General features: G+C 70.4%; 14 protein-coding genes. 5 read left to right on the top strand and 9 right to left on the bottom strand.

Going from position 1 to position 14,994, the window contains the following annotated elements:
- Window positions 1-29 precede the first annotated feature (29 nt).
- The 5 genes from B1L07_01215 to B1L07_01235 all read right to left on the bottom strand — a co-directional run bounded on the left by B1L07_01215 (window position 30) and on the right by B1L07_01235 (window position 4,106).
- On the bottom strand, window positions 30-527 hold the full coding sequence (locus B1L07_01215; GenBank protein ID AUZ53977.1) for a hypothetical protein: 498 nt from the start codon (window positions 525-527) through the stop codon (window positions 30-32).
- A gap of 20 nt (window positions 528-547) precedes the next feature.
- Window positions 548-2,275 carry a DNA primase gene (locus tag B1L07_01220; GenBank protein ID AUZ53978.1) on the bottom strand — a complete coding sequence of 576 codons (1,728 nt, stop codon included), beginning with the start codon at window positions 2,273-2,275 and terminating at the stop codon, window positions 548-550.
- A 57-nt stretch (window positions 2,276-2,332) separates the two neighbouring features.
- Window positions 2,333-3,211 (bottom strand): BrkB protein, encoded by an 879-nt coding sequence (locus B1L07_01225; GenBank protein AUZ53979.1) that lies wholly within the window; start codon window positions 3,209-3,211, stop codon window positions 2,333-2,335.
- 97 nt (window positions 3,212-3,308) lie between these two features.
- Window positions 3,309-3,755, bottom strand: a complete 447-nt coding sequence (locus B1L07_01230) for a glutamyl-tRNA amidotransferase (protein AUZ53980.1) — start codon at window positions 3,753-3,755, stop codon at window positions 3,309-3,311.
- 135 nt (window positions 3,756-3,890) lie between these two features.
- Entirely contained in the window at window positions 3,891-4,106 is a 216-nt protein-coding gene (locus tag B1L07_01235; GenBank protein ID AUZ53981.1) for a 30S ribosomal protein S21, read from the bottom strand.
- 186 nt (window positions 4,107-4,292) lie between these two features.
- Here B1L07_01235 and B1L07_01240 point away from each other — a divergent pair, with 186 nt between their 5' ends.
- The 5 genes from B1L07_01240 to B1L07_01260 all read left to right on the top strand — a co-directional run bounded on the left by B1L07_01240 (window position 4,293) and on the right by B1L07_01260 (window position 9,969).
- Window positions 4,293-5,318, top strand: a complete 1,026-nt coding sequence (locus B1L07_01240; GenBank protein AUZ53982.1) for a tRNA (adenosine(37)-N6)-threonylcarbamoyltransferase complex transferase subunit TsaD — start codon at window positions 4,293-4,295, stop codon at window positions 5,316-5,318.
- A 108-nt stretch (window positions 5,319-5,426) separates the two neighbouring features.
- Complete coding sequence (locus B1L07_01245) at window positions 5,427-5,780, top strand: dihydroneopterin aldolase (protein ID AUZ53983.1); 354 nt, start codon at window positions 5,427-5,429, stop codon at window positions 5,778-5,780.
- A 65-nt stretch (window positions 5,781-5,845) separates the two neighbouring features.
- Window positions 5,846-7,114, top strand: coding sequence for a mechanosensitive ion channel protein MscS (locus tag B1L07_01250; protein AUZ53984.1), 1,269 nt, complete (start codon window positions 5,846-5,848; stop codon window positions 7,112-7,114).
- Window positions 7,115-7,200: 86 nt separating this feature from the next.
- Window positions 7,201-9,375: a beta-glucosidase gene (locus B1L07_01255; protein AUZ56389.1), complete on the top strand. Its 2,175-nt coding sequence runs from the start codon at window positions 7,201-7,203 to the stop codon at window positions 9,373-9,375.
- A 99-nt stretch (window positions 9,376-9,474) separates the two neighbouring features.
- Window positions 9,475-9,969 carry a hypothetical protein gene (locus B1L07_01260; GenBank protein AUZ53985.1) on the top strand — a complete coding sequence of 165 codons (495 nt, stop codon included), beginning with the start codon at window positions 9,475-9,477 and terminating at the stop codon, window positions 9,967-9,969.
- A 59-nt stretch (window positions 9,970-10,028) separates the two neighbouring features.
- On the opposite strand, the gene B1L07_01265 is transcribed toward B1L07_01260, so the two are convergent.
- The 4 genes from B1L07_01265 to B1L07_01280 all read right to left on the bottom strand — a co-directional run bounded on the left by B1L07_01265 (window position 10,029) and on the right by B1L07_01280 (window position 14,392).
- Window positions 10,029-11,174 (bottom strand): glucose dehydrogenase, encoded by a 1,146-nt coding sequence (locus B1L07_01265; GenBank protein ID AUZ53986.1) that lies wholly within the window; start codon window positions 11,172-11,174, stop codon window positions 10,029-10,031.
- Window positions 11,175-11,274: 100 nt separating this feature from the next.
- Window positions 11,275-12,543 carry a dicarboxylate/amino acid:cation symporter gene (locus tag B1L07_01270; GenBank protein AUZ53987.1) on the bottom strand — a complete coding sequence of 423 codons (1,269 nt, stop codon included), beginning with the start codon at window positions 12,541-12,543 and terminating at the stop codon, window positions 11,275-11,277.
- 182 nt (window positions 12,544-12,725) lie between these two features.
- Window positions 12,726-13,514, bottom strand: coding sequence for a hypothetical protein (locus tag B1L07_01275; protein AUZ53988.1), 789 nt, complete (start codon window positions 13,512-13,514; stop codon window positions 12,726-12,728).
- Between the two features lie 17 nt (window positions 13,515-13,531).
- Complete coding sequence (locus tag B1L07_01280; protein AUZ53989.1) at window positions 13,532-14,392, bottom strand: transcriptional regulator; 861 nt, start codon at window positions 14,390-14,392, stop codon at window positions 13,532-13,534.
- Between the last annotated feature and the right edge of the window lie 602 nt (window positions 14,393-14,994).

Here is a 14,994-nt window from a genome sequence, read left to right on the forward strand (position 1 = left end):
GCAGGGGTGTCCTTGTCGGTGTGGCGCGGTCATGGCCGCGCGGGGTGCTCCAGCGCCGCGCGCACGGCCGGCTCCAGCGACGTCAGGCCGGCATCGCGGCCGAACTGCAGCGCGGCTTCGGGCGACGCGCCGTGCACCCGCGCCTGCGCCAGCGCCAGCAGCGCCCCGGCGCGGTTGCCCGAGGCACAGTGCAGCAGCGTGCTGCCGGGGTCCTGCCGCAGCAGGCGGTCCAGCGTGCGCGCGTTGGCCTCGCTGATGCCGCCGGCACCGTCGATGGGCAGGCGCACGTAGCGCAGGCCCAGCGCCTCGGCGGCAGCGGCCTCGTCATAGCCGCGGTCCTCGTGCGGCATGCGCAGGTCGATGACACTGGTGACGCCGGCTTGCGCGGCGTCGCGCAGCTGCTGCGCGCTGGGCTGGCCGCCGGTGAACAGGCCCGGGCGTGGCTGCTTCAGTCCCTGCCCGGCGGCAGCGGTGGCGCCGGCGCAGGCCAGCAGCAGGAACAGCAGTTTCGGCAGGTGTTTATGCATCGCTTCGCTCCGTCCGCGCCTCAGCGCATCGTCGCGCGCGCCTTGAGCAGCTCGCGCAGTTCGAACTTGTCGGTCTCGTCCAGGCCCTGCTGGCGCTGCTTGGCCTGCAGCTCGTCCAGCCGCTGCTGCAGCAGCTGCTTCTCCAGCTGCACGATGGCGTCGTGCAGCTCCTGGGTCCAGCTGGCCTCGTCGCCGGGCAGGGCGACGGCGGCCAGCCGATGCAGCGCGGCCTGTTCCTCGCGGCCATCGAAATGCTCCAGCAGCGCGCCGGTGCTGATGTCCGGGCGCTGCTGCACCAGCTCCAGCAGTTCCAGCAGCAGTTCAATGCCGGGCAGGCGCAGGCCGGCGATGGCATGGTGGCCTTCCAGGCTCAGCGCCAGCGAGGGTTGCTGCAGCAGGAGGGCAATGGCCGCGCGCACCAGGCTGCGCTTCTGCACCGGTGCGGCCGCCGCGCGGCGCACGGGCGCGGCGGCGGTGCCGGCGGGCGCGCGGCCGATGCCGGTCAGGCGCTGCAGCTCCTGCTTCATCAGGTCGCCGAAGGCGCCGTCGGGAATCTGCGCCAGCATCGGCCTGGCGCGCTCGGCCAGGCGCGCCTTGCCGTCCAGCGTGCCCAGGTTGATCTCGCGGGTGAGCTCGTCGAAGAAGAACTGCGACAGCGGCGTGGCCTGCTTCAGGCGCGCGTCGAAGGCGTCGGCGCCTTCCTTGCGCACGATGGTGTCCGGATCCTCGCCGTCGGGCAGGAACAGGAAGAACGCCTGGCGCCCGTCCTTCATCCGCGGCAGCACCGACTCCAGCGCGCGCCACGCCGCGCGGCGGCCGGCGGCGTCGCCGTCGAAGCAGAAGTACACGTCCGGCGCATTGCGGAACAGCAGCTCGGCATGGTCGGGCGTGGTCGCGGTACCCAGCGTCGCCACCGCCTGGGTGACGCCGAACTGGAACAGGCTGACCACGTCCATGTAGCCCTCGACCACGATCAGCCGCTCGATCTTCTGGTTGGCCTGGCGCACCTGCCACAACCCGTACAACTCGCGGCCCTTGTGGAACAGCGCGGTCTCGGGCGAGTTGAGGTACTTGGGGCCGTCGTCCTTCTGCATGACCCGGCCGCCGAAGGCGATGACCCGGCCGCGGCGGTCGAAGATCGGGAACATCACCCGGTCGCGGAACTTGTCGTAGACATGGCCGCGGTCGTTCTTGGAGAACAGCCCGACGCGGTCGAGCAGCTTCATCCGCCGCTCGTCCTTGCCCAGCGCGTCCTTCAGCGCGCTGTAGCCGTCCGGCGCATAACCGATGCAAAAGCGTGCGCGGGTATCGGCGTCCACGCCGCGGCCATCGAGGTAGGCCAGCGCCTTTTCGCTGCCCTCCAGTTGCTTCTGGAAGAAGCGCGCGGCGGCGTCGAGCGCCGAGTACTGGTCGCGGCTGTCATCCTGCTGCTGCGGGCTGCGCGGGTGGGCGTCGCGCGGCACCTCCATGCCGGCGCGCTTGGCCAGTTCCTCCACCGCGTCGAGGAACTCGAGGCGGTCGTAGTTCATCAGGAAGCTGATCGCGGTGCCGTGCGCGCCGCAGCCGAAGCAGTGGTAGAACTGCTTGGTCGGCGACACCGTGAACGAGGCCGAACGCTCGTCGTGGAACGGGCAGCGCGCCGCGTATTCCTTGCCCTGGCGCTTGAGCGGCACGCGCGAACCCACCACTTCGACGATATCGGAGCGGGCGAGCAGGTCGTCGATGAACGCGTCGGGGATTCGGGCCATGCGGGGGACTGGAGCACCGCTGCGGGCGGTACATGGCGAAGGTGTGCGGCAAGTGTACTAGACGCCCGGCCCGGGCATGGCCGTGGCCGCGCGCGCATGCGCGCGTTCGTCGATGACCGCGGTGACCAGGGCGCCGGCGAAGAACACCACGCTGGCGTAGTACACCCAGACCAGCATGATCACCAGGGTGCCCATTGAGCCATAGGCACTGCCGGGCGCGGCGTTGGCGATGTACAGGCCGATGCCGTAGCGGCCCAGGGTGAACAGCACCGCGGTGATGGCGCCGCCGCCGAAGGCCTGGCGCCACGCCACCGGGCGGTCGGGCAGGTAGTGGTAGAGGAACGCGAAGCCCAGGGTGTAGAGCAGCAGGGTGGACACGTAGCCCACCGCCGGCAGCAGCGACGGCAGGTGCGCGAACACCACCTGCAGCGCGGTGGTGGCGACCATCGACACGATCAGCAGGAAGCCCAGGGCCAGCACCACCCCGGCCGAGAAGATGCGCTTCTTCAGCCAGCCCAGCATCCCGTCGAAACGCTGCAGGTCGGCGCGGAAGATACGGTTCAGGGCGGCCTGCAGCTGGGCGAACACGACGGTGGCGCCGATGAACAGCAGCAACAGGCTCCACGCGCCGGCCAGCGAGCCCAGGTCGGGCTGCGCGCTGGCATTGGCGATCACCGTGTCGGCGACCTCGGCGACGCTATGCCCGGCCAGCGCGCCGATCTGGCCGACCAGTGCCTGCTGCGCGGGCGGGTAGAGCGAGGCCGTCAGCCACAGCAGCAATACCAGCAGGGGGGCCAGCGAAAGCAGGGTATAGAACGCCAGCGAGGCCGCCTGGGTCATCACGTCCGCTTCGGTGAAGCGGCGGACCAGGGCGGCCGGCAGGCTCTGCTGCAACCGCGCCAGGCGGTGCTTCATGTGCGGTGACAGGGGCGCCATGCCGCGCAGGATGGCATACCCGTCCGCGTAGCCGCCGTGATGGGCGGCCGCGCGCCGGCCCGCCGCTGGCGGCAGCGGCAGGTCGGGTGCGCCGGACTCAGCCGGCCAGCGCCTGCTTGACCAGCTTCGACACCAGGCCCATGTCGGCCTGGCCGGCCAGCAGCGGCTTGAGCACGCCCATCAGCTTGCCGATGTCGGCCGCGCTGCTGGCGCCGGTTTCGCTGATCGCGGCGTTGATCGCGGCCAGGATCTCGGCCTCGCCCAGCTTGGCCGGCAGGTAGCGCTCGATCACCACGATCTCTTCGCGCTCGACCTTGGCCAGGTCTTCGCGATTGGCGGCCTCGTACTGGGTCACCGAGTCCTTGCGCTGCTTGACCATCTTGTCCAGCACCGCGATCACTGCGGCGTCGTCCAGCTCGATGCGCTCGTCTACTTCCTTCTGCTTGATCGCCGCGTTGATCAGCCGGATCACGCCCAGGGAGTGCTTGTCGCCGCCCTTCATGGCGGCCTTCATGTCGTCGGTCAGTTGCTGTTTCAGGCTCATGGATCACCTCTTGCGGGATCGGAATGCGGGGGTGCGCACGGGGCGCGGGAACGCAAAAAGCCGGCTACGCTCGCGCGTGCCGGCTTCCACTCCGGTCACGGAAGGCCGAAGCCCCCGTTCAGGAGTTGCGTCCGATCAGTACAGGCGCTGACGCTTGGTGACGTCGCGCGAGGAACGACGCAGCTGGCGCTTCACGGCAGCAGCAGCCTTGCGCTTGCGTTCCTGGGTCGGCTTTTCGTAGAACTCGCGCTTGCGGGTCTCGGCCAGCACGCCGGCCTTTTCGCAGGTGCGCTTGAAGCGGCGGAGCGCAAACTCGAAAGGTTCGTTCTCGCGGACTTTGACGCTGGGCATGGAATCTCCGGGACACAGTGAGACCGGGTCACGCCCGGTGAGCCGCGCATTATAGCCGCTTTGAATCCGGGCGCAAGTGGGCCGGCAGGACGGCGCGGCGCGGGGGCGGGCGTGGCCGCGGTCCCGGCCGCCGGGACGGACCCCGGGCGGTTCGTAAACACGCGTCGGCAGGTTCACAATACCGGCATGAAAGTCCTTGGCATCGAATCCTCCTGCGACGAGACCGGCGTGGCGGTGTACGACACCGCGCTGTCCGGCGTCGACGCCCTGCGCGCCCATGCGGTCTACAGCCAGATCGCGCTGCATGCCGAGTACGGCGGCGTGGTGCCGGAGCTGGCCAGCCGCGACCACGTGCGCAAGACCCTGCCGCTGATCCGGCAGACCCTGGACGAGGCCGGCATCGCCGTGTCCGAACTGGACGGCGTGGCCTACACCGCCGGCCCCGGGCTGGTTGGCGCGCTGCTGGTCGGCGCCGGGGTGGCGCGTTCGCTGGCCTGGGCGCTGGACGTGCCGGCCATCGGCGTGCACCACATGGAAGGCCACCTGCTGGCGCCCCTGATGGAGGACGACCCGCCGGAACCGCCGTTCGTGGCGCTGCTGGTCTCCGGCGGGCATACCCAGCTGATCGCGGTGGACGCGATCGGCAGCTATCGCCTGCTCGGCGAGACGCTGGACGACGCCGCCGGCGAAGCCTTCGACAAGACCGCCAAGCTGATGGGCCTGCCGTACCCCGGCGGGCCGCAACTGGCCAGGTTGGCCGAGATCGGCACGCCGGGGCGCTTCAGGTTCGCGCGGCCGATGACCGACCGGCCGGGGCTGGACTTCAGTTTCTCCGGGCTCAAGACCCAGGTGCTGCTGGCCTGGCGCGACAGCGACCAGAGCGAGCAGACGCGCGCCGATATCGCCCGCGGCTTCGAGGACGCGGTGGTCGATACCCTGGCGATCAAGTGCGAACGCGCGCTGGAGGCGGCCGGCTGCGACGTGCTGGTGGTGGCCGGCGGGGTCGGCGCCAACAAGCGCCTGCGGGCCAAACTGCAGGATGCGGCGCAGCGCCGCGGCGGCCGCGTGTGCTTCCCGCGCCCGGCGCTGTGCACCGACAACGGCGCGATGATCGCCTTCGCCGGCGCGCTGCGCCTGCAGGCCGGCCAGCACAGCCCGGCCGAGGTGAAGGTGGTGCCGCGCTGGGACATGGCGACCCTGCCACCGGTGTGACGCCGCCCCGCGTCCCGGGCCGTGCGCCCGGGCGCCCCCTCCTGCGCCGTAACGGCAGGCTCAGCAGCGGCTCGTTACCATGTCCGTTCATTCACCGCGACGGACGCAATGGACAAGGTATTCATCGAAGGGCTGGAGATCGACGCCCTGATCGGCATCTATGACTGGGAACGGCGCATCCGCCAGACCCTGGTGTTCGACCTGGAGATGGGTTTCGACAACCGCAGGCCGGCGGCGACCGACGACATTGCCGACACCCTCAACTACAAGGCGGTCAGCCGGCGCCTGCAGGACTACGTGCGTGGATCCGATTTCGGCCTGGTGGAAACCCTGGCCGAGCGCTGCGCGGCCATCGTGCTGGACGAGTTCGACGTGCGCTGGCTGCGGCTGAAGCTGAGCAAGCCGGGCGCGGTGCGCGGCGCGCGCGCGGTGGGCGTGGTCATCGAGCGCGAGCGGGGCTGAGCACGTTGCCGGCCGGCCGGTAAGCGCGCGGAACGAAGTACACGGAAACACACAGGAGACGACGGATGGTGGATGCGGTGGTGGCGGTACAGTGGCTCGAGCGGTTGCAGGACACACTGGAACCCTATCCCGGGGCTTACCTGGCCTTGACGATCCTGGCCCTGCTGGTGGCCGCGGGGCTGGCCAACTGGGTCACCAAGCGCATCCTGCTGCGCGGCCTGCGCCGGCTGCTCAGCCGCCTGCCCGGCGCCGAGACCGGGCGCGGCAGCCACCTGATGCGGGTGATCGCGCGCCTTTCCAACGTGGTGCCCAGCCAGGTGATCGCCGCCGGCATCAAGGTGGTGCCGGACCTGCCGCCGGGCGTGGTGACGTTCGTCGTCGGCGCCTGCCAGGCGTGGGCGGTACTGACCGTGGCGCTGGCGGTATCGCATGCGCTGGACGCGGCCAACGACCTCTACGAGCGGCGCCCGGACGCGCGCGACAAGCCGATCAAGGGCTACCTGCAGGTCGCCAAGATCGTGATCTTCGTGATCGCCGGGCTGTCCATCGTCGCCACCCTGGCCGGCGTGGACCTGCGTTACCTGGTCACCGGCCTGGGCGCGGCTACCGCGGTGCTGATGCTGATCTTCCAGGACACCATCCTGTCGCTGGTGGCCAGCGTGCAGATCAGCGGCGACGGCCGCGTGCGCATCGGCGACTGGATCGAGATGCCCAGCCAGAACGCCGATGGCGACGTGATCGACATCGCCCTGCACACGGTGACGGTGCAGAACTTCGACAAGACCATCACCACCATCCCGACCAAGAAGCTGGTCACCGAATCGTTCAAGAACTGGCGCGGCATGCAGGAGGCGGGCGGGCGCCGGATCAAGCGCGCGCTGTACCTGGACCAGCACAGCGTGCAGTTCCTCGACGCGGCGGCACTGGGCCGGCTGCAGCGGTTCGGCCTGCTCGACGATTATCTGGCGGGCAAGCAGGCCGAGCTGGAGCGCTGGAACACGCAGGTGGCGCAGGCGCACCCGGAAGAGGTCAACGCGCGGCGGCTGACCAACCTGGGCACCTTCCGCGCCTATGTCGAGCGCTACCTGCGCAGCCACCCGGGCATCCACCAGGACATGACCCTGCTGGTGCGGCAGCTGGCGCCGGGGCCGCAGGGTCTGCCGCTGGAGGTCTACTGCTTCACCGTCACCACCGCGTGGGGCGAGTACGAGGCGATCCAGTCCGATGTGTTCGACCACCTGCTGGCGATCCTGCCCGAGTTCGGCCTGCGCGTGTTCCAGGAGTCCAGCGACGCCATGCTCATGGCGATGCGCGGCGGGCCGGCCACGGGCTAGCGTACGGCGGCCTGGCCCGGCGTCGCCGGCTTCACGGCGACACGGCTAGAATCCGCGCTCTGAAAGCGTTTCCACAAGGACCGCCGCTGGTGGCAGACCGCATCGAATCCCTCATCGCCCGCATGACCCTGGAAGAAAAGGTGGGCCAGCTGGGCGTGTTCGCCGACATGGTCCGCCCGTTCGCGCCGGACGTGAATCCCGAGGCCAACGTGCGCAACGCCGCGCAGGTGCTGGAGCAGGTGCGTGCCGGCCGCGTCGGCTGCCTGTTCAACGGCGTCGGCGCCGCGCAGGGCCGCGAGATCCAGCGCGTGGCGGTGGAGGAGAGCCGGCTCGGCATCCCGGTGGCGCTGGCCGCGGACGTGATCCACGGCATGCGCACGGTGTTCCCGATCCCCTTGGGCGAGGCCGCCAGCTTCGAACCGGCGCTGGCCGAGCGCACCGCGCGCGCCACCGCCATCGAGGCCACCGCCGCCGGCATCCACTGGACCTACGCACCGGCGGTGGACATCGCCCGCGACCAGCGCTGGGGCCGGGGCGCGGAATCGGCCGGCGAGGACGTGGTGCTGGGCTGCGCCTTCGCCGCCGCGCGCGTGCGTGGTTTCCAGGGCCCGGACCTGGCCGCCGCCGATTCGCTGCTGGCCACGCCCAAGCACTTCGCCGGGTATGGCGCGGTGGCTGCCGGCATGGAATACGCACAGGTGGACATTTCGCCGCAGACCCTGCACGACGTGCACCTGCCGCCGTTCAAGGCCGCGCTGGCGGCCGGCGCGCGCGCGCTGATGAGCGCGTTCAACGACATCAACGGCGTGCCGGCCAGCGCCAACCGCTGGCTGCTGACCGACCTGCTGCGCGGGCAGTGGGGGTTCGACGGCGTGGTGGTGTCCGATTACACCGCCGACATGGAGCTGATCGCCCACGGCTACGCCGCCGACGAAGCCGACGCCACCGCCAAGGCATTCCTGGCCGGGCTCGACCTGAGCATGCAGAGCGGCTTCTATGCCGCGCACCTGCCGGGGCTGGTGCGCAGCGGCCAGGTGCCGATGGCGGCACTGGATGCCTCGGTGCGCCGCATCCTGCGCCTGAAGGAGGCCATCGGCCTGTTCGACGACCCTTACCGCTCGCTGGACCCGGCACGCGAGGCCGATACCTCGCACCTCGCCGCGCATGACGCGCTGGCGCGCGACGCGGCGCGGCGTTCGATCGTGCTGCTGAAGAACGACGGCGCCGCGCTGCCGCTGCGCCGGGCCGGGCAGAGGATCGCGCTGATCGGGCCGTTCGCCCGCGACCGCGACAACATCGAAGGCTGCTGGACCCTGTTCGGCGACAAGACGCGCTACGTGACGCTGGAAGCCGGCATGCGCGCGGCGCTGGACGACGACGCGCTGCTGGAGGTAGTGCCCGGCTGCGCGCTGGAAGACGCGGTCGAAGGCGGCATCGAGGCGGCGGTGGCCGCGGCGCGGCGCGCCGACGTGGTGGTGCTGGCGCTGGGCGAGCCGCAGCGCTACAGCGGCGAGGCGCAGTCGCGGGTGGAGATCGTGCTGCCGGCGGTGCAACAGGCACTGGCCGAAGCGGTCGCCGCGACCGGCACGCCGGTCGTGGTGCTGCTGCGCAACGGCCGCGCGCTGGCGCTGCAGGGCGCGGTGCGCGACGCCCGGGCCATCGCGGTGACCTGGTTCCTCGGCACCCAGACCGGCCACGCCGTGGCCGACGTGCTGTTCGGTGGCTACAGCCCGTCGGGCCGGCTGCCGGTGAGTTTCCCGCAGCATTCCGGGCAGCAGCCGTACTTCTACAACCACCCGCGCACGGGCCGCCCGGAGCTGCCGGAGATGTCCGAGTTCAAGGCGCGCTGGCGCGAGATCCCGAATGCGCCGCTGTACGCCTTCGGCCATGGCCTGGGCTACACCACGTTCGCCTACGGCGCGCCGCGCCTGAGCGCGCCGCAGCTGGACTGGGACGGCGAGCTGGTCGTCACCACCACCGTCACCAACACCGGCACCGTGGCCGCCGAGGAAGTGGTGCAGCTGTACGTGCACGACCGCGTCGCCAGCCGCGTGCGCCCGGTGCGCGAACTCAAGGCGTTCGAGAAGATCGCGCTGGCGCCCGGCCAGGCCAGGGACGTGGTGTTCCGGCTCGACCGCGGGCAGCTGGCCTTCACCAACAGCGAAGGCGTGTTCGCCGCCGAGCCCGGCCTGTTCGACCTGTGGGTGTGCGCGTCGTCGGCCGATGGCGAACCGGTGCGGTTCGAACTGCTGGCGCCCTGACCGCCTGCCCCGACCCGCCTGCCGGGCCGGGATGACGACCGGCATCTTGAAGCGGGCAGCGGGCGTGCGATGCTGTCGCTGCGCCCACGGAGACCCGTCATGCCCGCACCGATGCCCACCTACCTGCCGTGGCTGATGACTGCCGGTTTCGGCTGGATGTACTACCGCCGGCTCCGCCGCCACTTCGGCTGGCAGCCCTGGCAGCCGCGCCGCACCCTGGCGCGCATCGTGATCCTGGCGCTGGTGGCGGCGATGCTCGGGCTGGCGGCGGCCTTCGTGCCGCACGTGGCCGCCGGCATGGCCGTGGGCGCGCTGGCCGGCATCGCGTTGGGATGGTTTGCGCTGAAACACACGCGCTTCGACGCGCGCGAAGGCCGGCCCGGCTATACGCCCAATCCGTGGATCGGCGGCGCCCTGTCGCTGCTGCTGGTCGCGCGCCTGGCCTGGCGCTGGCAGGACGGCGCCTTCAGCCAGGGCATGGCGCCCGGCGCCGCCAACGCCAGCCCGCTGACCCTGGGCCTGGCTGCCGCCCTGGTCTGCTACGGCCTGACGCAGGCCATCGGCCTGCACCTGCGCCTGCGCTACAAACCGTAGCGCAGGCCCGTTGCGCGAGGGGCGTCAACGGCACGCCCTCCCGCGTACGACAGTGGCGGCTACGTGCGCGGCGTCAGCTTGAGCAGGCGCGCGTTGCTGCCGTCCTCCAGCAGCCACAGCGCGCCATCGGGGCCCTGCGTCACCGCGCGGATGCGCGCGCCCATGTCGAAGCGTTCGGCCTCGCGCGCGTTGTCGCCGTCGAAGGCGATGCGCACCAGCGACTGCGACGACAGCCCGCCGATGAAGCCATTGCCGCGCCACTGCGGGAACTGTGCACCGTCGTAGATGATCAGGCTGGACGGGGAAATGACCGGCGTCCAGCTGACCTTCGGCGCGACGAACTCCGGCCGGGTGTGGTGGTCGGGAATGTCGCGGCCGTCGTAATGGTCGCCGTTGGAGACCAGCGGGTAGCCGTAGTTGCCGCCGCGCCGGATCAGGTTGAGCTCGTCGCCGCCCTTCGGGCCCATCTCGTTTTCCCACAACCGCCCGCGCGCGTCGAACGCCAGCCCGAGGACGTTGCGGTGGCCGAGCGACCACACCTGGTTGGCCGGCGAACCCTGCGCGGCGAACGGGTTGTCGGCGGGCACGCTGCCGTCGTCGTTGAGGCGGATGATCTTGCCGAGGTTGCCGCCCATGTCCTGCGCGGGGTCGAACTTCTGCCGTTCGCTGGAACTGATCCACAGCTTGCCATCGGGCCCGAACAGCAGGCGGTGCCCGTAGTGGCCATTGCCGCTCACCTTCGGCGTCTGCCGCCAGATCACCTGCGGCTCGACCAGGCGGCCGCCGCCCTGCGCGTCGAGCACCAGTTTCGCGCGCGCCACCGCGGCGCCGCGGGTGTCGTTCGCGCCGGGCTCGGCGTAGCTGTAGTAGACCAGCCCGTTGCGGGCGAACTGCGGGTGCAGGGCGACATCGCCGAAGCCCCCCTGGCCGGCATGCGCCACCCGCGGCACCCCGGCGATCTCATGGCGGCGGCCGCTGGCCGGGTCGAAATGCACCAGCCTGCCCGCCTTCTCGGTGACCAGCAGGCTGCGGTCGGGCAGGAACGCCATCGCCCACGGACTGTCGAAGCGGGCCACCTCGGTGGCGGTGAACGGCCATTGCGCCGGCTTGAGCGCGGCCTGCGCGGCCGGGTCCGCGGCACAGGCGGTGATGGACAGGACGGGCGTCAGCGCAAGGGCCAGGCTGAGCAGCAGGGGGCGGGGCATGGCGAACTCCAGGGCGGCAAGCGGTGGAACCGCACACCTTATGCGAAGCCGGCGCGCGAGGCACGCCGGCATGCACGATCGTGCGTGCCCGCCGCGCGGATCAGGCCTCGTCGGCCGGCGCCATCCGCCTGGCGACGATCGAGGTGGCGGTCATGTCGCCGGTGGTGTTGCCGATGGTGCAGAACACGTCGGGGATCGTATCCACCGCCAGCAGCACGCCCAGCGGTTCCACCGGCAGGCCCATGCTCTGCGTGACCGGCATGTTGTTGGTCATGAAGTTGGCCTGGCCCGGCAGCCCGGTGGAGCCCATGCTGATCGCCGCGGCCAGCAGCACCGCCACCGCATACTGCGAGAACGTGATGTCGATGCCGTACAGCCAGGCGATGAAGCTGGCCACGGCGATGTACTGTGCCGGGCTGGTGACCCGGAACAGCGACACCGCCATCGGCAGCACCAGCGAGGTCAGCGCGGTGGGGTAGCCCAGCCGGTTGCGCGCGCTGTCGATCATCGCCGGCAGCGAGGCCAGCGACGACTGGGTGCTGCCGGCGATGACCTGCACCGGCACCAGCGCGGCGGCGAAGCGGCGCAGGCCCTCGCGCGCGGCCAGCACCGCCACCACGTACAACAGCAGCGTGATCAGGATGTAGACCACGCACATCAGCAGGATGTAGTAGCCGAGGATGCCGAGCACGCTCATCCCGACCTCGGCGCAGACCACCAGCACCAGCGCGAACACGCCCAGCGGCGCGGCCCACAGCACCCAGCGCACGATGGTGATCATGGTGTCGCCGATGATCTTGATGATCTCCAGGATGCGGTCGCGGCGCTCGGCGTCCTGCCGGCTCAGCGCGAAGCCGAAGAACATCGCGAACACCACCAGCGGCAGCATCGCGTTGGCCGACGCCACCGCCAGCACGTTGCTTGGAATCAGCGACGAGATCCATTGCGCGGCGGTCGGCGCCTTGGACAGCGTCTCCGGCGCGTGCAGCGCGGCACGGAAGGTCTGCATGGTGGCGCTGTCGTGCGGCACCAGGCCCAGCAGCGCCGGGGTCACCACCGCCGAGAAGCTGGCCGCGGCGACCAGCAGCACGATGAACACCAGGATCGCGTTGCGCGCGGTACGCCCGGAGGCGGCGGCGTTGCTGGCGGTGTTGACGCCGACGATCACCAGCGCGGTGACCAGCGGCACCACCGTCATCTGCAGCGCATTGAGCCACAGCCGGCCGATGGGCCGGGCGAACTCGGCGACCTGCAGTGCGAGCGCCGGGTCGTGGTGGGTGAGTGACAGCCCGACCACCGCGCCGACCAGCAGCGAGATCAGCACTTTGACGGGAGCGGAGAGCCGGAAACGTCGGGTCGTTGGGGTCATGGAGGGCCGGATTGCGGAAGGAGGGAAACAGGGCAGGGGGCGAGCCCGTGCCACGAGCGAGGCGTTACTGCCGGGCGCGCCTCATGCCTCAGGGCGATGCCTGAGGCGACCGGTTCGCCCATCCATGGCGTGGCAGGTACCGCCTGCCGCGGGAATACGGGAGCGCCCGGGCATGGCGCCGGTCAATGCCCGGCCTTGGCCGCAGGCGCCGGCAGGCCCCAGTGTTGCTGCAGGCGCCGGTACTCGGCTTCGGGCAGCAGCACGAACAGCGGATGCGCGGCCGGGTCCAGCCAGCCGAGCAGGGCGGACATGTGCTCCGGTTCCATCGCAGTGCAGCCGGCCGTCGCCTCGCCGTGCTGCCGCCACAGGTGGGCGAAGATGCAGCTGCCGCGTCCGGGCTCGGCCTTCGGGTTGTGCTCGATCACGAAGCCCTCGCGGTAGCGGCGGTCGCCCTGGTTGTGCAGGTCCAGCCGCATCGGCTCGGTGGAACCCTCCACCGCGTCGCTGCCCACCACCTCGGCATCGACGATGCGGTTGTACAACGGGGAATCGGGCACATCCATGCAATAGCTGGTGGCCAGCATCGGCTGGTAGGGCAGCGCGCTGTCCATCCGCGGCGCGTAGCCGAAGGCCTCGCCGATGCCGAACACGCCGGCCGGGCTGCGGCCGTCGCCCTCGCGCTTCTGCGGGCCGTCCGCCTGCGCCGGGTGCCGGCCCAGGCCCCAGGCACTGCCGTTGCGGCCCAGCGATACCTCGAATCCGGCGCCATGCGGCGTCCAGCCCTGCGCGGTGCGCTCATAGGCCTGCAGTCGGCCGGCAGGGCTGTCCCACGATGGCGTGGTGACCACCACCAGCTGGCGCGCATCGTGCACCGGCGCAGCGGGCGTCGCGGCGCCGGCAGCAGTGGCCACGGCCATCGCCGCGAGCGACGGCAGCAGGCAGCGGGCGAAGGAACGGAACAGGGAGGGCATGGCGACGGCTCCGGCAATCAGTTGTCGATCAACTGCTGGATGCGCTCCTGGTTCAACGCTAGCTGGCGCTGGCGGTCGGAGTTGGCATGGCACAGCAGCACGAACACGAAATCCAGCAGGTACTGCAACGAACAACGGTACAGCAGCTGCGCCACCGGCGGCTGCGGGTCCTGCGCGCAGATCGCCAGCGAGGCATCGGCATGCGCGCGCAGCGGGTTGGCGGTGTGGCGGGTGATCGACACCACCTTGCCGCCCATCTCCTGGAACTGGCGCGAGAGCTGCCACAGCTGCGGCAGCTTGCCGAACTCGGAGAACACCAGCAGCACATCGCCCGGGCGTGCGGCCGACAGGTTGGCGGTCATCAGGATCGGGTCGGCATGCTGCACGGTGAGGATGCCCAGCAGCGCCAGGCGCATGGCAAACTCGCGGGCATACAGGCCGTCGTCACCCAGGCCGTAGACGAACACCTTGGGCGCGGCGTCGATCAGCGCGATCACCGCTTCGACCTCTTCCTGCGGATTGGCGACGCGGGTCTCCTCCTCGGCCGCGGCCTTGCTGCGGCGCAGGCCCTCGGCTACCTGCAGGTACCCGTGCGGATCGTTCTCCGGCGGCCATTCGGTGACGTTGCCGTTGCCGTTGCCGTTGCTGGCCAGGGCCACCGCCGCGCCAACCGAGTACTTCAGGTCCGGGTAGCCCTTGAACCCGAGCTTCTGGCTGAACTTGACCACGCTCGACTGGCTGATGCCCAGCGCGTTGGCCAGCTGCTGTGACGAGTAGTCGCGCAGCAGGTGCGCGTTGTCCAGGATGAAGTCGGCGATACGCCGTTCGATCGCCGACATCTGTTCGCGTTCGGAGCGGATTTTTACCAGGGGTGGCATGGGTGGGCCGTCGGCTGCGATGGGGTGACTCTAAAAGGATTTTGCGGAGCCGGTAAGGCTTGGCATCCAGCCGGGACGTTACGTTGGCAAGGCAGCCGGGGGAAGATCGGCTGTTGCTCTTGTAGTTGCATGTGCTTTTGACTTCCCGGGTCCCCTTCCGCAGCGACGGAGCCGGCGGACAAGACCCCGTAGGGGCGACGTGCAGGGATGCACGTCGTTTTTCGACGAGACAGGGATGTCTCGTCGAAAAATCCCGCCGGCGGAGTGGACCCGGCCCGCGTAGCGGGCTGGGCGCAGAGGCAGGGGCGTGCTTTCTCTTGGTTACTTCTCTTTGCACGAGCAAAGAGAAGTAACTCGCTCCTGCGAAGCAGGGGCGAAAGCTCTGCTTCATGCCTTGGCTGCTTCGCGCTTTGGCTGTTGCTTCTTTCCAGAGCAAAAACCCAAGCAACGGCTGAAGCAGGATCAAGGGCTTTCGCCCCCTCCGGGGAGCGAGCCACCTTTCTTTGCTCGTGCAAAGAAACGTGGCCCAAAGAAACACGGGCCGGGACGCGATCCGTCGGGCTGCGCCCGCCGGTCCCCTGCGCTCCTCGCGTGCCAAGGGG

The sequence above is a fragment of the Stenotrophomonas acidaminiphila genome, assembly GCA_002951995.1.
Classification (GTDB): domain Bacteria; phylum Pseudomonadota; class Gammaproteobacteria; order Xanthomonadales; family Xanthomonadaceae; genus Stenotrophomonas; species Stenotrophomonas acidaminiphila_A.